This is a genomic window from Mycetohabitans sp. B46, assembly GCF_037389205.1.
Taxonomy (GTDB): domain Bacteria; phylum Pseudomonadota; class Gammaproteobacteria; order Burkholderiales; family Burkholderiaceae; genus Mycetohabitans.
This window is the reverse complement of the sequence record NZ_JADBGL010000016.1, coordinates 13,442-39,749: the sequence shown is the minus strand read 5'-3', so window position 1 is coordinate 39,749 and position 26,308 is coordinate 13,442. Positions and strand designations below refer to the sequence as shown.

Here is a 26,308-nt window from a genome sequence, read left to right as displayed (position 1 = left end):
TCATGATTAATGTACTTCTTAAAACAATACCGAGAAAGCTATTACCTTTTTGGCATAATTGGCAAATATATGCGCAATAAAATCGACACAAGCAGCGAACCTCTCGCCCTTTATCATATAAGCCAACCTGGCGAGTGCAAGTCATATACGAGCAAGGAATGCCATAATTAACGGCAGGCCTGGCAGTATCATTTTTCAAAATCCTACCGTACTGCATCAGTCTCTCCTTGGATTTTTTTATCTGCCAGTTCATCCAGTTTACGAGCTAAAATTTCGCCAATTACCGTCGCTGGCTCCTGCCTAAGCATTTCTCCGTGACTACAGTGCACCTCATAAACTTCTATATTTCCAAGCACATAAGGCTTCCACACGTCAGGGGAAATTAGCACATCATCTTCAACTTCTGTCCGAGTGGCTCGGAAAAATATCGCATTACCAGCATACACTGCCGGACAAAAACCTTTTAAAAGTCTCGGATTATTTTTTGCAATTTCATAAGCGTTTTCCAAGAATTCTTCACTCATAGTTTGAATAAACTCATCACCGTAATGATCGGCAAGGGCAGTATTAACCATCTCTTGGTCAATTTCGCCTTCGCTGTTTATAAAGTAAGATCCTGGACGACTATCTAGTAAAGCCAACAACGCCACCTTTTCACCTTGCTGCTCAAGTTGGATGGCCATACTATGCGCGACTATGCCTCCCAGACTCCACCCTAACAGGTAGTAAGGTCCTTCCGGTTGAATTTGGCGAATTTGCTCTAGGTAGTCTGACACCATGTCATCAATGGTAGACGGAAGTGGCCTTGCTCCGTCAAACCCGCGGGCTTGCACTCCATAGAGGGGTTGATCGCTGTCTAAAAAACTTGACAGGCTAATGTAACTCCAACTCAAGCCGAATCCGGGATGCATGCAAAAAAGAGGAGGACGGCTGCCTTTAGGTTTGAGAGGAAGCAAAACAGAAAACGAACTTTCTTGAACACCATTGAGTTGGGCCAAGCGTTGTGCCAAACCGGCGACAGTGGGTGCTTCAAATACCGTGCGAATGGTAACGTCAACCTTTAACACCTTTCGAATACGATCGATCAAACGCATGGCCAACAAAGAATGGCCGCCCAGGTCAAAAAAACTGTCGTCAATGCCTACGCGCGGCAAGTTCAGCACTTCTGTGAAAAGTTCCGCTAATGTCTGTTCATGCGGCGTACGAGGAATGCGATATTGAGCTGGTGTCAAGTCCGGTTCAGGCAGCGCACGCCGATCAAGCTTGCCATTCGGCGTGAGTGGCAAAGCATCCAAGCGCACGAACGCAGCCGGCACCATATAGTCGGGCAAGCCAGCGGCCACATGCGCACGCAACGTACTAGCCAACTTTTCGCTGGCCTCGGCTACCACATATGCGACAAGCCGCTTATCAATACCCTCACCTCGCACGAGCACGACCGCATCACGCACCTGTGCGTGTTGCACCAGGCACGCTTTGATCTCACCAAGCTCAATGCGAAAACCACGAATCTTGACCTGCTCATCATTGCGGCCTATGTACTCCAGATTGCCATCGGGTCGGTAACGAGCCAAATCGCCCGTTTTGTACATGCGTGCATCGGGCACCTCCGAGAACGGGTTAGGTACGAAGCGCTCAGCCGTCAACTCAGGACGGTTCAGATAACCACGGGCGACACCGACTCCGCCGATATACAGCTCCCCAACCGCACCCAGTGGCACCGGCTGACCATGCGCATCCAGCAAGTAGACCTGCGTGTTCTCGATTGGCCGCCCAATTGGGATAGTGTCTTCTGCGCATGCTGCTGGACACGTCCAAAACGTTGTACCAATGGGATTTTCAGCGGGACCATACAGGTTGTGAACTTGCACATCGGGCAGCAGCGTTTGACACAACCGGGTGGTTACGCCGGGCAGCGCCTCACCACCGCAAATTAGATGTTTTATGGACGTGCAGCGCTGAACGCCTTCCGTATCCAAGAAAATGCTAAGCATGGAAGGCACAAAATGCACAGTCGTGATGCGCTGCCGGGCGATGAGATCGATCAAGGCGACAGGCTCTTTATGAGCGTCGGGGGCAGCTACCACAAGGGTCGCGCCATTAAGCAACGTCCAAAAAAGCTCCCAGATTGATACATCGAAATTAAAAGGTGCTTTTTGGAGAACGCGATCGGCAGGCGTCAGACTATAACCTCGTTGCCGGTTGGCCAGCTGCTGGTCCCCAGTTAGGGTGCCCTTGGACGTTGTCACCTCGAACAAGCGCGTAATTTGAACGTGTTCAATCATCACACCCTTCGGTGTGCCAGTGGAGCCAGATGTGTAAATGACATACGCGAGATGGCAAGCGGTGAGTTCGGCTACCCGTGGGTTGGGTGCTGCTTGATCGGGCAGTCCATCCAACTCAAGTACGGTTCGACACGCAAGCGCCGCTTCCCCCAACGTGGCTCGGCCAGTTTCATCAGCCAGCACGATCGTTGGCGCCGCATCATTAAGAATATGCGTGAGGCGCTCGGACGGATACGCGGGATCAAGCGGCACACAGGCACCACCCGCTTTCATGATAGCCAATAGCCCCACCACCATCGCCGACGAACGTTCGACACAAATCGCCACCCGCGCATCCGGCTTGACGCCCAATTTAATGAGACGATGCGCAAGGTGGTTGGCCCGTGCATTAAGCTGCGCATAGCTCAATGCCTGCTCTTCATATACCAGCGCAATGGCATCCGGGCTGCGCTCCACCTGCGCCTCAAACAACTGATGCATGCACTCGTGCGCCGGATAGGGAGTCGTCGTCGCGTTCCATGTCTGAAGCAGCAACTGACGCTCATCCGCCCCCAGCATCTGAAGCGTCGCCACCGGCTGCTGTGGGCAAGCCACCATCGCCTGCAACATCGTCGTCAGATACCCAACGTGCCGCTCAATCGTCGATGGGTCAAACAACGCGCTCGCATAGCACAATGCCCCGATAATTTCGTCGCCTGCTTCAAACAGGTGCATTTCCAGGTCAAACCGAACCATGTCGTAATCAAGCTCGGCAGGTGTGACGTCCAGCTCGGGTAAGCACCACTGCCCTGTCTCGTTGCTCTGCCACGCGAACAACACTTGAAACAGTGGCGTGTGATTGAGCCGGCGCGGCGGCTGCACAATCTCGACCACTTGCTCAAACGGTAGATCTTGGTGTGCCTGCGCATCCAACGTCGTGCGCCGCACACGCTTAAGCAACTCGCTCGTATTGGGCTCGCCGGACAAATCCACACGCAACGCCAGCGTATTGACAAAAAAGCCAATTAACGGCTCGATTGCGGCATGCCCTCGGTTTGCACTGGGCGTGCCAATGACCAGATCATTCTGGCCCGACAGGCGCGCAAGCACCGCACTCCACGCCGCGAGCACCGTCATAAATAGCGTGGTGCCATGCTCAGTGCTCAAGCGCTTCAGTGCACGCGTAGTCTGCGCATCGATCTGCACCGGCACGTGGGCGCCGGCAAACGACTGCTGTGGCGGGCGCGGCCGATCGGTCGGCAGCTCCAGCAGCACGGGGGCGTCGGCCAGTGTCGCGCGCCAATAGTCGCTCTGGTCTTCCAGCCGCTCGCCCGACAGCCACTGGCGTTGCCAGGCCGCGTAATCCGGATACTGGATCGACAACGCGGATAGGGGCTCGGCTTGCGCCCCGACGCGCGCTGCATACAGCGCGCTTAGCTCGCGCACCAGCACACCAATCGACCAGCCGTCCGACACGATATGGTGTTTTGTGAGCAGCAGTACATGTTCGTCGTCGGCCAATTGGATCACGCATGCGCGCATCAGCGGGCCGTGCAACAAATCAAACGGTGCGCGCGCCTCGCTGTGACTTAGACGCGCCAGTTGCGCGTCCGCATCGGGCACTCCGCGTAGATCATGCCAGCGCAATGGCACGCCCGTGTCGGCCGGCAATAGCTGCACTTGCGGCTGGCCATCGACGTTCACAAACGTCGAGCGCAGTGCCTCATGGCGCGCGAACAGTGCATCCAGTGCTTGTTGCCATGCGGCTCGCTCGAAAGACCCGCATACACGCAACGCGAACGGCATATGATAGGTATCGCTGACGCCATCGAGCTGTGCGAGAAACCACAGCCGCTGCTGCGCGAACGACAGCGGCAAGCTGCCTTCACGCGAGACCGGCGTGATCTCAGGTGGCGCATTGGTTTGCTGGCTCAGTTGCATACTCACCACCGTCGCAAACGCAGCCAGCGTCGGCGAGGCGAACAGGCTTGCCAGTGGCACATCGGCACCTAGGGCCCTGACCCGGTTCATCAAACGCACCGCCAGCAGCGAGTGGCCCCCCAGTGCAAAGAAGCTATCATGCCGACCCACACGCTCCACGCCCAGCAACTCCGCCCAAATTGCCGCAAGCGTCGCCTCAAGCTCACCTTGCGGTGCCTCATACGCTTGATGCGCAAGTGCGTCGGCGTCTGGCGCCGGTAGCGCACGGCGATCGAGTTTGCCGTTGGGCGTTAAGGGCAGCGCATCCAGACGCACGAACGCAGCCGGCACCATGTAATCAGGCAGATGAGTCGTCACATAGCGGCGAACGTCAGCAAATTGATCGAAGCTGGCCGGTTGATTCGCGTAGCTAAGCGGTGACGATTGGCCATTGTCTGAGGACGGCAAATAGACATCGGTGGGCATGGCTTGAGCCATCTCATTGGCTTGCACGAACACAACGTCCATACAGGCATGGGCATCATGCTCTGACCACGTGGTACCCACCCAGTAGCCAAGCGACTCACCTAGTGCATAAAAATCATCGGGCTTCAAGCCGATTGCTTGCGCATTGCCGGTGCTGAGCTGACGTTTAATGGCGCTGATATCATCGCCATTTTCAAGTGCCTGCATCGCTTCTATCTCTAGCGCTAGACGTGCATTGGGCACACCCGTGATGCGCAGTTGGGCGGGACGCTCCGTAGTAAGCAATGTCTGTAGCGCATCAATCTCAACTACGCCTCGTCCCCACCGCAGCTGCGGCGCCTGAGCAAGCGACAATGTGCTGAGGGGGCCTTTGCGCAGCACCACGTCGTAGCGATAGCGGCTCAATTCATTATGGTAATCACTGCGCTTGAGCTCAATATCGACCGCCGCAATGGTGTCGACACTATTAGGCAGTGTGCTAAAAAAGGCTGGCGCCAGCAGCAGCTCTTTCTCTGCCAGCAACGCTTGCTTGATACACCGGCCTAGGCTAGACCTATCGTCAATGGCTGAATCGGCTTGGTGCAACTGCACCGCGGTGGTAAAACACCTCAGCAAGTTAAGGTCGCGCACGTCACCGATGAAAACGCTCCCACCGGGCACCAGTAAGTCCATCGCTTGACGGACCACATCCATGAGATAGCTGGCACTGGGGAAATATTGCACCACCGAGTTAATCACGATGGTATCGAAGTAGCCGAGGGGTAAGCCCTCAGTGACATGCGCAGCCTGCGGGCGCAATTGAACGTGTGAAGCCAGCTCGGGCTGCTGCGCCAACTGAGCGCGCAATGTCTCGATGGAAGGCGCAGAAAAATCCGTACCCCAATATGCTTCGCAGTGGGGCGCTAAGTGCGCGAGCAGCAGTCCCGTACCTACGCCAATCTCAAGCACCCGCCGCGGTTGCAACTCACGAATACGTGCGACTGCATCCGCGCGCCACGCTTGCATATCCGTCAACGGAATCGGCTGCCCGTCGTAGCTGCTCTTCCAAATATTAAAGTTTTCACCAAAAGGATAGTGCGCGTCGTCTTGATAGTACGTATCGTAGACCTTCTGCCATGCTTCGACTTGGCTCGCCTCCGTCACAAAATCTCGCTCGGCAGGCGCTTGATCCAGCACGATATAGCCAACCAGCTGTTGGCCCGCAGCCGGCTCCTCTCGAGCAATCACCGCAGCCTGCGCTACAGCCGGATGATGCTGAAGCACCGCCTCAATCTCACCTAGCTCCACCCGGAAGCCTCGAATCTTGACTTGCTGGTCCGCCCGGCCGATAAACTCCAGCGCGCCATCCGAGCGCCAGTACGCCAGATCGCCCGTGCGGTACAGCCGCGCACCGCTCGCCTCGAACGGGTTAGCGATGAAACGCTCGGCGGTCAACCCCGGTCGGCTAAAGTACCCTCTGGCCACGCCCGCGCCGGCTATATACAATTCCCCCACTACGCCCATCGGCACAGGACGCACGCACGCATCTAACACGTAGGCCGTGGCATTATCCAGTGGCGTGCCTATCGGAATAGACGCTTGCGCTTGATACGGCGCCTGGATCAGATGGCTCGTGGCAATGGTTGTCTCGGTGGGGCCATACCCATTGATCAAGCGCAGTGCGGGACAATGCGCAAGCACGCGCTGCGCCGCCGCGGACGAGACGATGTCCCCACCCACCGTCAGCTGACGCACACTGCTCAAATAGCTCAAGTCACCTTCGGCCATGACCTGAAACAGCCCCGCACTCAACCACAGCGCGCTCACCTGATGCGCTCGGATGGTCTCTTGCAGAACAGGCACATCCAACTCCCCTGGCGGTACAATGACGGCCTGCCCACCCCAGAGCAGCGGCGTCCACAGCTCATACAGGGAGACATCAAAGGCGTGCGACGAATGCAGCAGCACCCGCTCTCGCACTTCGGACAAACGCCGGTCCAGAGCCATATAGCGCACCGTGCGATGCACAATAGCCACGCCTTTGGGTTGACCGGTTGAGCCCGACGTGTACATCAAATACGCCAGTTGCTCGGGCGAGCAAGCCACAGCGGGGTTATCGCTTGACTCATCACCCAGTGACGCATCGGCATCGACAACAATGACGTGAGCACTGAGTGCAGCGCAGCGCGCTTGCAAGGTGCGATCCGTCAGCACGATGGGCGCGCGCGTCTCACTCAATAACGTGTGCAGCCGGCTGTCGGGCCACTGCTCATTCAGTGGCATATAGACGCCGCCGGCTTTGATGATGGCTAGCGCTGCGACCACGCGCTCGGGTGAGCGCTGCATCAAAACCGCCACGGGCGTCTCCGCCCTCACACCCAACCGGATCAACCGATGGGCCAGACGGTTCGCTTGAACATTCAGCTCCGAGTAACTAATTCGCTGTTCTTTAAAGACAAGCGCAACGGCTTCAGGTGTTTTTTCTGCCTGCTCTCCAAATAACTGATGCACGCACTGATACGATGGATAGTCACGCTGCGTCGCATTCCATGTTTCAAACAGCAAGGTTCGTTCGTTTTCGGGCAGCACCTCTAGCTGCCGAACCAGTCTATCAGGCGCATGCTCGAGCGCTTCAACAAGGCTTTCCAGTGCCCGCTGCATATACCCACACACACGATTCGGATCAAACGGCTGTGCCACTTGACAGCTCAAACTTAAAGCTTGCTTAAAATCGTTTATCGATAACGTAACCGGATAATTAGTACGCTCCTCTGCACTTAGCAATTGAGTACCGCCCGTCATTGTGCTTTCAGCCGAAGGCATTTCATTATGTCGGTAATTAAACAGTGCACTGAACAGTGGCATGCCCACTGGCACCCCACTGCAGCGCTGCGCGAGTGCCAACGAAGCATGTTCATGCTCGAGCAACGCGGCCAAGCGTGTATGTGTGTCTCGCACACTGTTCTCAACAGTGCCATGTAAATCTACAAGCAACGGCAACGTATTAATAAACATCCCCATCGCGTTGTCCGCGCCGTCCCCCCCTTGCATCCGTCCAAACAGCACTGTACCGAACACGACTCGCTGCTGATTGCTCACGCGTGCGAGCACTTGCGCCCACGCGAGATGGCATAAAGTAGCCACGCTTACACCCAAGCGTCTGGCCTGCACGTGCAGCCGATCGTTTAACTCTTGCGATAGCGTTCGGTGCGACTCGGTGATTTGGCTACCATCGCAATGTACATCGGCCAATCCAAACGGCAGCGTGGGCTCCTCTACGTCAGCCAGCATGTCAGTAAAGAAGCGCGCATGCTCTTCTTCACTTACGCCTAGGCGCGCCTGCGCGACCAGGTTACGGAACGGTTGAGGCAGTGGTAATCTATCGCCCCGGCCCTCAATAAAAGCCTGCACTTCGTTATTCATGACCTCCAGCGTCGAATGATCATTGATTAAATGATGCACCAACTCGACTAATAACCAGCGGCCATCGCTATCTCGCGCGATTACAAAATGCATTAAGGGGGCTTGAGTTAAATCGATGCGATGCTGGCGGGGATTGAAGCGCTGGGCCAGTTGTTTGCTGACCGGTCCATCAGCCGGATTCAATGCAAGTTCAATAATTGGCAGCGACACGTAACGCCAGACGACTTGTGCGGGCGTGGATATACCTTCCCATACGAAGGCAGTGCGCAAAATATCATGGCGATTTACAACCTGCCGAACTGCATCGAGGTAGCAATCGAGTTGCTCTCGATCAGCAAAGGCTTTTTGAAAAATCAACAGATAGGGATCACCGTCGGTAGCCAACAGATGATGAAACAATATACCATCTTGTAGCGGCGACAGTGCGTAAATATCCTGAATGTTCGCTACCCCATCCGGCACCTGCGCGACGATCCGGTCAATGTCGGCTTGGGTCAGATCAATCAGTGGCAGCATCTCCGGTGTCAGCATAGTAGCGTCAGGCGTGATCGCATTCGGGGGCACTGTTACTTCACGGTGCTGACCCAGCGATTGAGCCAACGCACTCAACGTGGGTTTGTCAAACAGTGCACGTACAGGCACCCCCAGATCAATACAGCGCAAGCGCTCAATCAAACGCACTGCCAGCAGCGAGTGCCCCCCAAGTGCAAAGAAGCTATCGTGCCGCCCGACCCGCTCAACACCGAGCAACTCCGCCCAGATTGCCGCAAGCGTCGTCTCCAGCTCGCCTTGCGGCGCTTCATACACATGATGCGCAAGCGCGTCGGCGTCTGGCTCAGGTAGCGCACGCCGATCGAGCTTGCCATTAGGCGTCAAGGGCAATGCATCGAGACGCACAAATGCCGACGGCACCATGTACTCGGGCAAGCGAGCAGCCACATGCGTGCGCAGCGTGCTGGCCAGTTGATCATCAGCTTCAGCCACCACATACGCCACCAGGCGCTTGCCATGGCCCTCGCCCCGCACGAGCACCGCCGCATCGCGCACCTGCGCATGTTGCACCAGGCACGCCTCGATCTCACCAGGTTCGATGCGAAAGCCGCGAATCTTCACTTGCTCATCGTTGCGACCCACAAACTCCAGGTTCCCATCCGGCAAATAGCGCGCCAAATCCCCCGTCTTGTACAGCCGTGCATCAGATGCAGCTGAGAACGGATCGCGCACAAAGCGCTCAGCCGTGAGTGCTGGGCGATTCAAATAGCCTCGCGCAACCCCCGCACCACCAATGTACAATTCACCGACCGCACCGAGCGGCACCGGTTGACCATGCGCATCGAGCAGATAAACTTGTGTATTCGCAATTGGCCGGCCAATCGGGATATTGACGTTGCCCTTGGGCACCGCAGTGATCTTGTAAGTCGTCGCGAACGTGGTGCTCTCGGTCGGACCATAACCATTGATCAATTGCTGGGGTGGCGAATCGCGCAGCACTTGCGCCACCACGCTAGCATCCAGCGCGTCACCTCCGACGATCAAGGCCTTGAGCTGGGGAAAGACTGGGCCTAATTCCTCGGCCATTTGATTGAACAAGCCAACGGTCAGCCACAGAACACTAATGCGCTGGTCGCGCAAGGCTCGCGCAAACAAGGCCGGGGTGAGCACCGTGTCATGATCCATCACGACAACCGCTGCACCATTCAATAACGGTGCCCAAACCTCAAAGGTGCTCGCGTCAAAGGCCGGATTGGCTGCAAATGCGACGCGATCATCCGCTCCAACATCAACATAGCCATTGTTGATCACTAGCCGCGCGATCGCACAATGCGGCACCAGCACACCCTTGGGCATGCCGGTGGAGCCAGACGTGTACATCACATAGGCCGTATCAAGGCTGCAGCAGGCCGGCTGCGGACAAGTCGTTGGTGTATGTTCCGTTGCCTCTTTGTCTGGCGAGTTCAAGCGCAATAGCGCTGTAGACACAGAAGCCGACACTTCGGTGTGTGCACCGGTGAGCAACAACTGGGCGGCGCAATCGCTCATGATCCAGCTTTGCCGCTCTGTGGGAGCGCGCGGATCAATCGGCACATACGTGGCCCCCGCCTTGAGAATGGCCAGCTGAGCCACCACCAGATCCATTGAGCGCTCAAGCAGCGTGGCAACATAGTTGCCAGGTCGAATGCCCAGATCCATCAGCCGATGCGCGAGGCGGTTGGCCCGTGCATTGAGCTGCGCATAGCTCAATGTCTGCTCTTCATACACCAGCGCAATGGCATCGGGGCTGCGCTCCACCTGCGCCTCGAACAACTGATGCATGCACTCGTGCGCCGGATAGGGGGCCGTCGTTGCGTTCCATGTCTGAAGCAGCAGCTGGCGCTCATCCGCCCCCAACATTTGAAGCGTCGCCACCGGTTGCTGTGGACAGGCCGCCATCGCCTGCAACATCGTCGTCAGATATCCAACGTGCCGCTCGATCGTCACGGGGTCAAACAACGCGCGCGCATAGTGCAATGACCCAATGATTTGCTCACCTGCTTCATACAGATGCATTTCCAGGTCAAACCGGACCATGTCGTAATCGAGTTCGCCAGGCGCGACGTCCAGTCCGGGTAAGCACCACTGCCCTGTCTCATTGCTCTGCCACGCGAACATCACCTGAAACAGCGGCGTGTGATTGAGCCGGCGCGGCGGCTGCACAATCTCAACAACCTGCTCGAACGGCAGATCTTGATGCGCCTGCGCATCCAACGTCGTGCGCCGCACCCGCTTAAGCAGCTCGCTCGTATTAGGCTCGCCGGACAGATCCACGCGCAACGCCAGCGTATTGACAAAAAAGCCAATCAGCGGCTCGATTGCGGCATGCCCTCGGTTCGCGCTGGGCGTGCCAATGACCAAATCATCCTGGCCGGACAGGCGCGCGAGCACCGCACTCCACGCCGCGAGCACCGTCATAAATAGCGTGGTGCCGTGCTCCGCGCTCAAGTGCTTCAGTGCACGCGTGGTCTGCGCATCAATCTGCACCGGCACGTGTGCGCCGGCAAACGATTGCTGTGGCGGGCGCGGCCGATCGGTCGGCAGCTCTAGCAGCACGGGAGCGTCGGCCAGTGTCGCGCGCCAGTAGTCGCTTTGGTCATCCAGCCGTTCGCCCGACAGCCATTGGCGTTGCCAGGCCGCGTAATCCGGATACTGAATCGACAACGCGGGGAGGGGCTCGGCTTGCGCCCCGACACGCGCTGCATACAGCGCGCTTAGCTCGCGCACCAGCACGCCAATCGACCAGCCGTCCGACACGATATGGTGCTGCGTGAGCAGCAGTACGTGTTCGTCGTCAGCCAATTGGATCACGCATGCGCGCATCAGCGGGCCACGTATCAGATCGAACGGTGCGCACACTTCATCGGCGCTCAAGCGCGCCAGCTGCACATCAGCATCAGGCACCTCGCGCAGATCGTGCCAGTGCAGCGGCACACCCGTGTCGGCCGGCAATAGCTGCACCTGCGGCTGACCATCGACGCTCACAAACGTTGAACGCAGCGCCTCATGGCGCGCAAACAGTGCATCCAGTGCTTCTTGCCATACGGCTCGCTCGAAAGACCCGCGTGCACGCAATACAAGCGGGATGTGATAGTTAGCGCTTGTCTCATCAAGCTGTGCGAGAAACCACAACCGCTGCTGCGCGAATGACAGCGGCAAACTGCCTTCACGCGAGACCGGCATGATCTCAGGCAGCGCACTGGTTTGCTGGCTCAGTTGCGCACTCACCACCGTCGCAAACGCAGCCAGTGTCGGCGAGGCGAACAGGCTTGCCAGTGGCGCATCAGCCCCTAGCGCCCTGACCCGGTTCATCAAACGCACCGCCAGCAGCGAGTGCCCCCCCAGCGCGAAGAAGCTATCATGCCGACCCACACGCTCCACGCCCAGCAACTCCGCCCAGATTGCCGCAAGCGTCGCCTCAAGCTCACCTTGCGGTGCCTCATACGCTTGATGCGCAAGTGCGTCGTCATCCGGTGCGGGCAGCGCACGCCGATCGAGCTTGCCATTGGGCGTTAAGGGCAGCGCATCCAGACGCACGAACGCAGCCGGCACCATGTAATCAGGCAGATGGGTCGTCACATAGCGGCGAACGTCAGCAAATTGATCAAAGCTAGCTGGTTGATTCGCGTAGCTAAGCGGTGACGATTGATCATTGTCTGAGGGCAGCAGATAGACATCGGTGGGCATGGCTTGAGCCATCTCACTGGCTTGCACGAACACAACGTCCATGCAGGCATGGGCATCATGCTCTGACCACGTGGTACCCACCCAGTAGCCAAGCGACTCACCCAGTGCGTAAAAATCATCGGGCTTCAAGCCGATTGCTTGCGCATTGCCAGTGCTGAGCTGACGTTTAATGGCGCGGATATCATCGCCATTTTCAAGTGCCTGCATCGCTTCTATCTCTAGCGCTAGACGCGCATTGGGTACACCCGTGATGCGCAGTTGGGCGGGACGCTCCGTAGCAAGCAATGTCTGTAGCGCATCAATCTCGACTACTCCTCGTCCCCACCGCAGCTGCGGCGCCTGAGCAAGCGACAATGTGCTGAGGGGGCCTTTGCGCAGCACCACGTCGTAGCGATAGCGGCTCAATTCATTATGGTAGTCACTGCGCTTGAGCTCAATATCGACCGCCGCAATGGTGTCGACCCTATTGGGTAGTGTGCTAAAAAAGGCTGGTGCCAGCAGCAGCTCTTTCTCTGCCAGCAACGCTTGCTTGATACACCGGACTAGGCTAGACCTATCGTCAGTGGCTGAATCGGCTTGGTGCAACTGCACCGCGGTGGTAAAACATCTCAGCAAGTTAAGGTCGCGCACGTCACCGATGAAAACGCTCCCACCGGGCACCAGTAAGTCCATCGCTTGGCAGACCACATCCATGAGATAGCTGGCGCTGGGGAAATATTGCACCACCGAGTTAATCACGATGGTATCGAAGTAGCCGAGGGGTAAGCCCTCAGTGACATGCGCAGCCTGCGTGCGCAATTGAACGTGTGAAGCCAACTCGGGCTGCTGCGCCAACTGAGCGCGCAATGTCTCGATGGAAGGCGCAGAAAAATCCGTGCCCCAATACGCTTCGCAGTGGGGCGCTAGGTGTGCGAGCAGCAGCCCCGTGCCTACGCCAATCTCAAGCACCCGCCGCGGTTGCAGCTCACGAATACGTGCAACGGCATCCGCGCGCCACACTTGCATATCCATCAACGGAATCGGCTGCCCGTCGTAGCTGCTCTTCCACACACTGAAATCTTCGCCAAAAGCAGAATCCTGTTCATTACTGTAATAAGCATCGTAAACGCTTTGCCATTCGTTAACTTGGTCTATCTCAGCTGCTGAATTGGATTCGATAGAGGTATCGCCAAGCACAACATAACCGACTAACTGCTTATCGCCAAAACGATTCTCGCGCGCAATAACAGCAGCTTGTGCTACAGCAGGATGACGTTGGAGTACAGCCTCGATTTCACCCGGTTCAATCCGGTAACCGCGAATCTTGATCTGTTGGTCACTGCGGCCAACGAACACTAAGTTGCCGCCAGACTGATAGCGAGCCAAGTCGCCGGTCTTGTACATCCTTGCGTCGGGCACGTCCGAGAAAGGATTAGGCACAAAGCGCTCAGCCGTCAACTCGGGGCGGTTCAAATAGCCACGGGCGACACCGGCACCGCCGATGTAAAGCTCACCGACCGCGCCGAGCGGCACCGGCTGGCCATACGTGTCAAGCAGATAAATTTGTGTATTTGCAATAGGCCTGCCAATAGAGGTTATTAGCCCAACCGCATTTTGATGCTCAGAAATATAGTGAATAGAAGACCAAATAGTGGTCTCGGTAGGTCCGTACAAGTTCCACGAAACTTGGGTAGCGTCGCGAAGCCGTACCGATAAACTACACGGTAATGCTTCTCCCCCGCAGAGAGCCGTCAGACCGGGCATCTGTGTTGGTTTCTCTAAAAGAATTCGCCAAGTCGCTGGCGTGGCTTGCATAAGGCTAATTTTTTGTTCGGCAATAAGCTTTTGAAGTATGCTCGGGTCGGTCACGGCTCGACGGCTAGCGATGACAATTGCCGCGCCTTGACTGAGAGGTAAGTAAAGCTCTAACCCAGCAATATCAAAAGAAATACTGGTCACGGCAAGCAACCGGTCGTGACCCAAAATACCGGGAGATGAAGACATCGAAACCAAGAAATTGACCACGTTACGGTGCTCGATCATCACGCCCTTCGGGGTACCGGTAGAGCCAGATGTATAGATTACGTACGCAAGGTGGTGGGCGGTGAGGTCTAACACCGACGGATTGGTATCTGCCGATGACGGCACCTCATTTGGATCGAGTACGGTCTGTAAAGCGAGTGGCGCCTCACCCAGTACAGCCTGGCCCGCCACATCAGCCAGCATGATCGTTGGTGCGGCATCAGCGAGAATATGCGCGAGGCGCTCAGATGGATACGCGGGATCGAGCGGCACATACGCACCGCCCGCTTTCAAGATCGCCAGCAACCCTACCACCATCGCCGGCGAGCGCTCAACACAAATCGCCACCCGCGCATCCGGCTTGACGCCCAACTCAATGAGCCGATGCGCGAGGCGGTTAGCCCGTGCATTGAGCTGCGCATAGCTCAGTGTCTGCTCTTCATACACCAGCGCAATGGCATCTGGGCTGCGCTCCACTTGCGCCTCGAACAACTGATGAATGCACTCGTGCGCCGGATAGGGGGCCGTCGTTGCGTTCCATGTCTGAAGCAACAGCTGGCGCTCATCCGCCCCCAGCATCTGAAGCGTCGCCACCGGTTGCTGTGGATAGGCCGCCATCGCCTGCAACATCGTCGTCAGATATCCAACGTGCCGCTCGATTGTCGCTGGGTCAAACAATGCGCTCGCATAGTGCAACGACCCGATGATCTCTTCGCCTGCTTCATACAGATGCATTTCCAGGTCAAACCTGGCTATGTTGTAATCAAGATCGTCAAGCGTAACGTCTAGATCTGGCAGGCACCATTGTTCTATGTCATCACTCTGCCACGCAAACATCACCTGAAACAGCGGCGTGTGATTCAGCCGGCGCATCGGCTGCACGATCTCAACCACTTGCTCAAACGGTAGATCTTGGTGCGCCTGCGCGTCCAACGTCATACGCCGCACGCGCTCGAGTAACTGCGCTGTCGTCGGCTCGCCTTCCAAATCCACGCGCAATGCTAGCGTATTAACAAAGAAGCCGATCAGCGGCTCGATTGCGGCATGCCCCCGGTTCGCACTGGGCGTGCCAATGACCAAATCATCCTGGCCCGACAAGCGCGCAAGCACCGCACTCCACGCCGCAAGCACCGTCATAAATAGCGTGGTGCCATGCTCAGTGCTTAACTGCTTCAGTGCACGCGTGGTCTGCACATCGATTTGCACCGGCACGTGTGCGCCCGCAAACGATTGCTGCGGCGGGCGCGGCCGGTCCGTCGGTAGCTCCAGCTGCACCGGGACGTCAGCCAGTGTCGCGCGCCAGTAGTCGCTCTGCGTTTGGAGCCGCTCGCCCGACAGCCACTGCCGCTGCCAGGCCGCGTAATCCGGATACTGAATCGACAGCAGCGGCAATGGCTCAGCTTGCGCCCCGACGCTGGTCGTGTACAGTGCGCTCAACTCGCGCACCAGCACGCCAAACGACCAACCGTCCGACACGATATGGTGCATTGTGAGCATCAACCTGTGCTCGTTATCGGCCAATTGTATGCCGCATGCGCGGATCAGCGGCCCATGCACCAGATCGAACGGCGCATGCGCTGCGTGGCTACTTAAACGCGCCAGTTGCACGTCGGCGTCCGGCTCGCCTCGCAAATCGTGCCAGTGCAGTGGCACACTCGTGTCGGCCGGCAATAGACGCACCTGCGGCTGACCATCGATGCTCACAAACGTTGAGCGCAGCGCTTCATGACGCGCGAGGAGCGCATCCAGCGCCTGCTGCCACGCGGCTCGATCGAGCGGTCCGCGCACACGCAATGCGAGCGGGATATGATAAGTATTACTTACGCCGTCGAGCTGTGCGAGGAACCACAGCCGCTGCTGCGCGAACGACAGCGGCACACCACCTTCGCGCGAGACCGGCATGATCTCGGGCAGTGCACTAGTTTGCCGTTTCAGTTGAGCACTCACCATCGTTGCAAACGCGGCCAGCGTCGGTGACGCGAATAGAGCCGTGAGCGGCACATCAGCACCCAAGGCCCTTACCCGGTTCATCAAGCGCACCGCCAGCAGCGAGTGGCCACCGAGTGCAAAGAAACTGTCATGCCGACCGACACGCTCGACGCTCAGCAGTTCCGCCCAGATTGTTGCAAGCGTCGTCTCCAGCTCGCCTTGCGGTGCCTCATACGCGTGATGCGCGAGCGCGTCGGCGTCTGGCTCAGGTAGCGCACGGTGATCGAGCTTGCCGTTGGTCGTGAGCGGCAACGCATCCAAGCGCACGAACGCGGCCGGCACCATGTATTCAGGCAGCCTGGCCGTAAGATGCGCGCGCAACGCATGTGCAAGCTGTTGATCCGGTTCGGCCACGACATAGGCGACGAGCCGCTTATCCATCCCCTCGCCCAGCGCAAGCACTGCAGCTTCGCGTACCTGCGGATGTCTAACAAGGCAGGTTTTAATTTCGCCCAACTCGATTCGCAAACCTCGAATCTTGACCTGATGGTCATTGCGTCCCAGAAACTCCAAATTACCGTCAGGCTGGTAACGGGCCAAGTCACCCGTTTTATACATGCGAGCGCCGTTGCGATCGCTGAAAGGATCGATCAAGAAGCGCTCGGCGGTCAGATCGGGGCAATTTAAATAACCGCGTACGACACTTGCGCCACCGATGTACAACTCACCGGTCGCTCCAAGCGGCACCGGCTGACCGTGCCTGTCCAATAAGTAAAGTCGGTTATTGACAATGGGCCGACCAATCGGAATATTGTCCTCCGTATAATCCGCTGGGCAAGTCCAAGCTGCCACACCAATCGTTGCCTCAGTTGGACCATACAAGTTATGCAGTTGTGCGTGAGGCAAAAGACTTTGACAACGCCGGACATGCGTACTAGTCAGGGCTTCTCCGGTGCAAAGCAGGCGTTTCACAGCGGTGCAGTGCTGCACACCGTCAGTGGAGAAAAACATGCTAAGCATGGATGGCACAAAATGAACTGTCGTGATGCGCTGCCGAATCATCAACTCCATGAGGGCAGACGGATCCCTATGGACACCGGGCGCTGCCACGACGAGGGTCGCGCCATTGAGCAACGTGCAAAAGCACTCCCAAACAGAGACATCAAAAGTAAAAGGCGCCTTTTGAAGTACACGATCGTCAGGTGTTAGTCCATAAGCTTGTTGCATCCAAACTGGATGGTTTGTTGACGCTTGATTTTTCTTTTGGGCGTCGTCTAGTTTTGCAACATCAAATAAATGGACAATTTGAGCATGCTCGACCATCACGCCCTTCGGCGTGCCGGTGGAGCCGGACGTATAAATCACATACGCAAGATGGTGAGCGGTCAACTCAGGCACCTGTGGATTGGTGGCCGCCCGTTCCGGCAGTATGTTTGGATCTAGTACGGTTAATGAGGCCAGAACCGTGTCGCCCAGGGCAGACTGGCCAGCCGTATCAGCTAACGCGATTGCCGGCGCGGTATCAGCGAGAATATGCGTGAGGCGCTCAGATGGATACGCGGGATCGAGCGGCACATACGCGCCGCCAGCCTTCAAAATCGCCAGCAGCCCTACCACCATCGCCGGCGAGCGCTCAACACAAATCGCCACCCGCGCATCCGGCTTGACGCCCAACTCAATGAGCCGATGCGCGAGGCGGTTAGCCCGTGCATTGAGCTGCGCATAGCTCAGTGTCTGCTCTTCATACACCAGCGCAATGGCATCGGGGCTGCGCTCCACCTGCGCCTCGAACAACTGATGAATGCACTCGTGCGCCGGATAGGGGGCCGTCGTTGCGTTCCATGTCTGAAGCAACAGCTGGCGCTCATCCGCCCCTAACATCTGAAGCGTCGCCACCGGCTGCTGTGGGCAGGCCGCCATCGCCTGCAACATCGTCGTCAGGTACCCAATGTGCCGCTCGATCGTCGCGGGGTCAAACAACGCGCTCGCAAAGCACAATGCCCCAATAATCTCCTCGCCTGCTTCATACAGGTGCATTTCCAGGTCAAACCGGACCATGTCGTAATCGAGTTCGCCAGGCGTGACGTCTAGTCCGGGTAAGCACCACTGCCCTGTCTCGTTGCTCTGCCACGCGAACATCACCTGAAACAGCGGCGTGTGATTGAGCCGGCGCGGCGGCTGCACAATCTCAACAACCTGCTCGAACGGCAGATCTTGATGCGCCTGCGCATCCAACGTCGTGCGCCGCACCCGCTTAAGCAGTTCATTCGTATTGGGCTCGCCGGACAGATCCACACGCAACGCCAGCGTATTGACAAAAAAGCCAATCAGCGGCTCGATTGCGGCATGCCCTCGGTTCGCGCTGGGCGTGCCAATGACCAAATCATCCTGGCCGGACAGGCGCGCGAGCACCGCACTCCACGCCGCGAGCACCGTCATAAATAGCGTGGTGCCGTGCTCCGCGCTCAAGTGCTTCAGTGCACGCGTGGTCTGCGCATCAATCTGCACCGGCACGTGTGCGCCGGCAAACGATTGCTGTGGCGGGCGCGGTCGGTCGGTCGGCAGCTCTAGCAGCACGGGAGCGTCGGCCAGTGTCGCGCGCCAGTAGTCGCTTTGGTCATCCAGCCGTTCGCCCGATAGCCACTGCCGCTGCCAGGCCGCATAATCCGGATACTGAATCGACAACGCGGGGAGGGGCTCGGCTTGCACGCCGACGCTCGTGGCATACATCGCGCTTAGCTCGCGTACCAGCACGCCAATCGACCAGCCGTCCGACACGATATGGTGCTGCGTGAGCAGCAGTACGTGCTCATCGTCAGCCAATTGGATCACGCATGCGCGCATCAACGGGCCGTGTGCCAAATCAAACGGTGCGCGCGCCTCATCGGCGCTCAAGCGCGCCAGCTGCACATCGGCATCAGGCACCTCGCGTAGATCGTGCCAGTGCAGCGGCACGCCCGCGTCGGCTGGCAATAGCTGCACCTGCGGCTGACCCTCGACGCTCACAAACGTCGAGCGCAGCGCCTCATGGCGGGCAAGGAGCGCATCCAATGCCTGTTGCCACGCAGCCCGATCAAAAGCCCCACGTGCACGCAATACAAGTGGGATGTGATAAGTCCCGCTGATACCATCAAGCTGTGCGAGAAACCACAACCGCTGCTGCGCGAACGACAGTGGCAAGCTACCTTCACGCGAGACCGGCATGATCTCAGGCAGCACACCGGTTTGCTGGCTCAGTTGCGCACTCACCACCGTCGCAAACGCAGCCAGCGTCGGCGAGGCGAACAGGCTTGCCAGTGGCACATCAGCCCCTAGCGCCCTGACCCGGTTGATCAAGCGCACCGCCAGCAGCGAGTGCCCCCCAAGTGCAAAGAAGCTATCGTGCCGACCGACCCGCCCCACGTCCAGCAACTCCGCCCAGATTGCCGCAAGCGTCGTCTCGAGCTCACCTTGCGGCGCTTCATACGCATGATGCGCAAGTGCGTCGTCATCCGGTGCAGGCAGCGCACGGCGATCGAGCTTGCCGTTGGGCGTTAAGGGCAGCGCATCCAGACGCACGAACGCAGCCGGCACCATGTACTCCGGCAAACGAGCAGCCACATGCGTGCGCAACTCGCTGGCCAACTGCTCATCGGCCTCAGCCACCACATAGGCCACCAGGCGCTTGCTATGGCCCTCGCCCCGCACAAGCACCACCGCATCGCACACCTGCGCGTGTTGCACCAGGCACGCCTCGATCTCACCGGGCTCGATGCGAAAGCCGCGAATCTTCACTTGCTCATCGTTGCGACCCACAAACTCCAGGTTCCCATCCGGCAAATAGCGCGCCAAATCCCCCGTCTTGTACAGCCGTGCATCAGATGCAGCTGAGAACGGATCGCGCACAAAGCGCTCAGCCGTGAGTGCTGGGCGATTCAAATAGCCTCGCGCGACCCCCGCGCCACCAATGTACAGCTCGCCGACCGCACCGAGCGGCACCGGTTGACCATGCGCGTCCAACAGATAAATCTTCAGGTCGGGAATCCGTACGCCAATTGGATTGCCCGCTTGTTCACTGTCTTGTTGTCGAAGTGGGCGATAAGTCACATGCACGGTGGTTTCGGTAATCCCATACATGTTGACCAATTGCGGACAGCGTTCATCGCGTGTGGCATACCACGCCTGCAAGGCAGCAGGCTCCAGCTCCTCCCCACCGAAGATCACATAGCGCAGCTTGTCCGATAAGGCACTTTGCGTCTGACTGGCGATAAAGGCCTTGAACGCGCTGGGCGTTTGGTTCAATATGGTGACGCCCTGCTCACAAACCAATTGATGAAACGCTTGGGCAGAGCGAGCAATATGATGAGGCACAATCACCAGCTTGCCGCCATAACGTAACGCGCCCCATAACTCCCACACAGAAAAGTCAAAAGCAAAGGAGTGAAACAGGCACCAAGTATCGCGTTCGTTAAAATCAAACCAAGGCTGTGTCGCGTTGAGCAGACGCACCACCTGTGCGTGCTCGACCATCACGCCCTTTGGAGTGCCGGTGGAGCCGGACGTGTAAATCACGTACGCGAGATCGCGTGCCGTCAGGCCTGGCACCGACAGATTGGTATCCGCTGTGTCCGGCAGCCTATTGGGGTCAAGCACTGTGCATGACGTCAGTACGGCATCACCGAGCGCAGCGCGCCCAACCGCATCAGCCAGCACAATCGATGGTGCAGCATCGGCAAGGCTATGCGCAAGGCGCTCGGACGAATACGCGGGATCGAGCGGCACATACGCACCGCCAGCCTTCAAAATCGCCAGCAGCCCTACCACCATCGCCGGCGAGCGCTCAACACAAATCGCCACCCGCGCATCCGGCTTGACGCCCAACTCAATGAGCCGATGCGCGAGGCGGTTAGCCCGTGCATTGAGCTGCGCATAGCTCAGTGTCTGCTCTTCATACACCAGCGCAATGGCATCTGGGCTGCACTCCACTTGCGCCTCGAACAACTGATGAATGCACTCGTGCGCCGGATAGGGGGCCGTCGTTGCGTTCCATGTCTGAAGCAGCAGCTGGCGCTCATCCGCCCCCAGCATCTGAAGCGTCGCCACCGGTTGCTGTGGACAGGCCGCCATCGCCTGCAACATCGTCGTCAGATATCCAACGTGCCGCTCAATCGTCGCTGGGTCAAACAATGCGCTCGCATAGTGCAACGACCCGATGATCTGCTCACCTGCTTCATACAGATGCATTTCCAGGTCAAACCGGACCATGTCGTAATCGAGTTCGCCAGGCGTGACGTCCAGTCCGGGTAAGCACCACTGCCCTGTCTCATTGCTCTGCCACGCGAACATCACCTGAAACAGCGGCGTGTGATTGAGCCGGCGCGGCGGCTGCACAATCTCAACAACCTGCTCGAACGGCAGATCTTGATGCGCCTGCGCATCCAACGTCGTGCGCCGCACCCGCTTAAGCAGTTCATTCGTATTGGGCTCGCCGGACAGATCCACACGCAACGCCAGCGTATTGACAAAAAAGCCAATCAGCGGCTCGATTGCGGCATGCCCTCGGTTCGCGCTGGGCGTGCCAATGACCAAATCATCCTGGCCGGACAGGCGCGCGAGCACCGCACTCCACGCCGCGAGCACCGTCATAAATAGCGTGGTGCCGTGCTCCGCGCTCAAGTGCTTCAGTGCACGCGTAGTCTGCGCATCAATCTGCACCGGCACGTGTGCGCCGGCAAACGATTGCTGCGCTGGGCGCGGCCGATCGGTCGGCAGCTCTAGCAGCACGGGAGCGTCGGCCAGTGTCGCGCGCCAGTAGTCGCTTTGATCTTCCAGCCGTTCGCCCGATAGCCACTGCCGCTGCCAGGCCGCATAATCCGGATACTGAATCGACAACGCGGGGAGGGGCTCGGCTTGCACGCCGACGCTCGTGGCATACATCGCGCTTAGCTCGCGCGCCAGCACGCCAATCGACCAGCCGTCCGACACGATATGGTGCTGCGTGAGCAGCAGTACGTGTTCGTCGTCGGCCAATTGGATCACGCATGCGCGCATCAACGGGCCGTGTGCCAAATCAAACGGTGCGCGCGCCTCATCGGCGCTCAAGCGCGCCAGCTGCACATCGGCATCAGGCACCTCGCGTAGATCGTGCCAGTGCAGCGGCACGCCCGCGTCGGCCGGCAATAGCTGCACCTGCGGCTGACCCTCGACGCTCACAAACGTTGAACGCAGCGCCTCATGGCGGGCAAGGAGCGCGTCCAATGCCTGTTGCCACGCGACCCGGTTTAGCGCCCCCTGCACATGCAGTACAAGCGGGATGTGATAGTTAGCGCTTGCCTTATCAAGTTGTGCGAGGAACCACAACCGTTGCTGCGCGAACGAAAGCGGCAAACTGCCTTCGCGCGAGACCGGTGTGATCTCGGGCAGCACACCGGTTTGCTGGCCCAGTTGCGCACTCACCACCGTCGCAAACGCAGCCAGCGTCGGCGAGGCGAACAGGGTCGCAAGCGGCACGTCAGTCCCCAGGGCCCTGACCTGGTTCATCAAACGCACCGCCAGCAGCGAGTGCCCCCCAAGTGCAAAGAAGCTATCGTGCCGCCCGACCCGCTCGACACCAAGCAATTCCGCCCAGATTGCCGCGAGCGTCGTCTCCAGCTCGCCTTGCGGCGCTTCATACACATGATGCGCAAGCGCGTCGGCGTCTGGCTCAGGTAGCGCACGCCGATCGAGCTTGCCATTAGGCGTCAAGGGCAATGCATCGAGACGCACAAATGCCGACGGCACCATGTACTCGGGCAAGCGAGCAGCCACATGCGTGCGCAGCGTGCTGGCCAGTTGATCATCAGCTTCAGCCACCACATACGCCACCAGGCGCTTGCCATGGCCCTCGCCCCGCACGAGCACCACCGCATCGCGCACCTGCGCATGTTGCACCAGGCACGCCTCGATCTCACCAGGTTCGATGCGAAAGCCGCGAATCTTCACTTGCTCATCGTTGCGACCCACAAACTCCAGGTTCCCATCCGGCAAATAGCGCGCCAAATCCCCCGTCTTGTACAGCCGTGCATCAGATGCAGCTGAGAACGGATCGCGCACAAAGCGCTCAGCCGTGAGTGCTGGGCGATTCAAATAGCCTCGCGCAACCCCCGCACCACCAATGTACAATTCACCGACCGCACCGAGCGGCACCGGTTGACCATGCGCATCGAGCAGATAAACTTGTGTATTCGCAATTGGCCGGCCAATCGGGATATTGACGTTGCCCTTGGGCACCGCAGTGATCTTGTAAGTCGTCGCGAACGTGGTGCTCTCGGTCGGACCATAACCATTGATCAATTGCTGGGGTGGCGAATCGCGCAGCACTTGCGCCACCACGCTAGCATCCAGCGCGTCACCTCCGACGATCAAGGCCTTGAGCTGGGGAAAGACTGGGCCTAATTCCTCGGCCATTTGATTGAACAAGCCAACGGTCAGCCACAGAACACTAATGCGCTGGTCGCGCAAGGCTCGCGCAAACAAGGCCGGGGTGAGCACCGTGTCATGATCCATCACGACAACCGCTGCACCATTCAATAACGGTGCCCAAACCTCAAAGGTGCTCGCGTCAAAGGCCGGATTGGCTGCAAATGCGACGCGATCATCCGCTCCAACATCAACATAGCCATTGTTGATCACTAGCCGCGCGATCGCACAATGCGGCACCAGCACACCCTTGGGCATGCCGGTGGAGCCAGACGTGTACATCACATAGGCCGTATCAAGGCTGCAGCAGGCCGGCTGCGGACAAGTCGTTGGTGTATGTTCCGTTGCCTCTTTGTCTGGCGAGTTCAAGCGCAATAGCGCTGTAGACACAGAAGCCGACACTTCGGTGTGTGCACCGGTGAGCAACAACTGGGCGGCGCAATCGCTCATGATCCAGCTTTGCCGCTCTGTGGGAGCGCGCGGATCAATCGGCACATACGTGGCCCCCGCCTTGAGAATGGCCAGCTGAGCCACCACCAGATCCATTGAGCGCTCAAGCAGCGTGGCAACATAGTTGCCAGGTCGGATGCCCAGATCCATCAGCCGATGCGCGAGGCGGTTGGCCCGTGCATTGAGCTGCGCATAGCTCAATGTCTGCTTTTCATGCACCAGCGCAATGGCATCGGGGCTGCGCTCCACCTGCGCCTCAAACAACTGATGCATGCACTCGTGCGCGGGGTAAGGGGCTGTTGTCGCGTTCCATGTCTGAAGCAGCAAGGTACGCTCTTCACTGGGCAACACTTCTAATTGCCAAACCGGCAAGTTTGGCGCATATTCGAGCGCTTCAGCTAGGCTTTCCAGTGCCTGCTGCATATAACCGCACACACGGTTCGCATCAAACGGCTGCACCACTTGAACGCTGAGTCTTAGCGCTTGATCAGCATCATCCACCGACAGCGTAAGTGGATAGTTGGTACGTCCTTCTACCTCTAACAAACCTGCACTCTCTACTGCTTGGCCCTCAACCGGCCGCACCGCATTGTGCCGATAATTAAACAGCGCGCTAAAGAGTGGCATGCCCGCCGGCACGCCGCTGCAACGCTGTGCAAGTGCCAGCGACGCATGTTCGTGTTCGAGCAACGCAGCCAAGCGCGCTTGCATATCCCGCACGCTATGCTCAACGTGACTGTCTAGCTCTACTCGCAGCGGCAGTGTGTTAATAAACGGCCCCATCGCGCTGCTCGCGCCATCGCCCCCTTGCATTCGCCCAAACAACACCGTGCCAAACACGACCCGCTGCTGGCCGCTCGCACGTGCAAGCACTTGCGCCCACGCCAGATGAAATAAGCTGGCCACGCTCACACCCTGGCGTCTAGCCTGCGCACGCAACCGATCGTTCAATGCCTGCGGCAGCCGTCGCTGCGCTTCGGTGACTGCCGCGCCGTCATGATGCACGCCGGTGAGCCCAAACGGCAGTGTCGGTTCCTCCACATCAGCGAGCATGTCGGTGAAGAAACGCTCATGGGCTTCTTGACTCACGCCCAGGCGTGCCTGCGCGACCAAGCTACGGAAGGGTTGAGCCGGTAGCAATGTGTTGCCCCGGCCCTCAAGGAACGCCTCCACCTCAGTGTGCATGACTTCCAGTGTCGCGTGATCGTCGATGAGATGGTGCACCAACTCCAATAGCAGCCAGCGGCCATCGCTGTCTTGCGCGAGCACAAAATGCATCAATGGAGCTTGAGTTAAATCGATGCGGTGACGGCGAGGATTGAAGCGATGGATCAGCTGCTCGATGACGGGCCCCTGGGCCGGATCCAAAATAAGCTCAGTCATCGACAGCGGTGCATGGCGCCAGACAACCTGAGCAGGTGCAGACAATCCCTCCCACACAAAGGCAGTACGCAAAATATCGTGACGATTAACGACTTGCCGGACTGCATTGAGGTAACGATCAAGCGCCTCCCGATTACCAAATGATTTCTGAACCATCCGTAGATACGGGTCACCGTCAGTGGCCAGCAAGTGGTGAAACAAAATCCCATCCTGCAGTGGCGAAAGCGCATAAACATCTTGGATGTTTGCCACCCCGCCCGGCACCCGTTCAACAATTTGATTGATGTCCGCTTGAGTCAAATCGATAAGCGGCAGCATCTGCGGCGTGATTGCCGTGGTGTCGGGTGTGATCACGTTGGGCGGCACCGTCACTTCACGGTGCTGGCCAAGCGATTCGGCAAGTGCACTCAGCGTGGGTGAGTCGAACAACGTGCGTACCGAGACCGTCAACCCAAACCGACGCAAGCGTTCAATCATCCGTATTGCAAGCAGCGAATGACCGCCCAGTGCAAAAAAGCTAGCTTGGCGCCCCACCCGCTCGACCCCAAGCAACTCACTCCAAATCGTAGCGAGCGTGGTTTCCAGCTCCCCTTGCGGCGCTTCATATCGCTGATCTGACAGCGCGCTGTCCGGAGTGGGCAAGGCTCGTCGATCAAGCTTACCGTTCGGTGTGAGCGGCAACGTATCCAGGCGCATGAAAACGGCCGGCACCATGTATTCGGGTAATCGCGTTGCGACATACTGACGAATATCCGCGAACTGATCTAAGCTTGTCGGGTTATTTGCATAAGCATGCGGTAATTGCCCACTACTGGAGT

At 58.2% G+C, this 26,308-nt stretch carries 1 protein-coding gene; it reads right to left on the bottom strand.

Annotated features, from left to right (window positions below; genetic code table 11):
- Positions 1-203 precede the first annotated feature (203 nt).
- On the bottom strand, positions 204-26,201 hold the full coding sequence (locus IHE30_RS14035; RefSeq protein ID WP_443193681.1) for a non-ribosomal peptide synthase/polyketide synthase: 25,998 nt from the start codon (positions 26,199-26,201) through the stop codon (positions 204-206).
- Positions 26,202-26,308 lie beyond the last annotated feature (107 nt).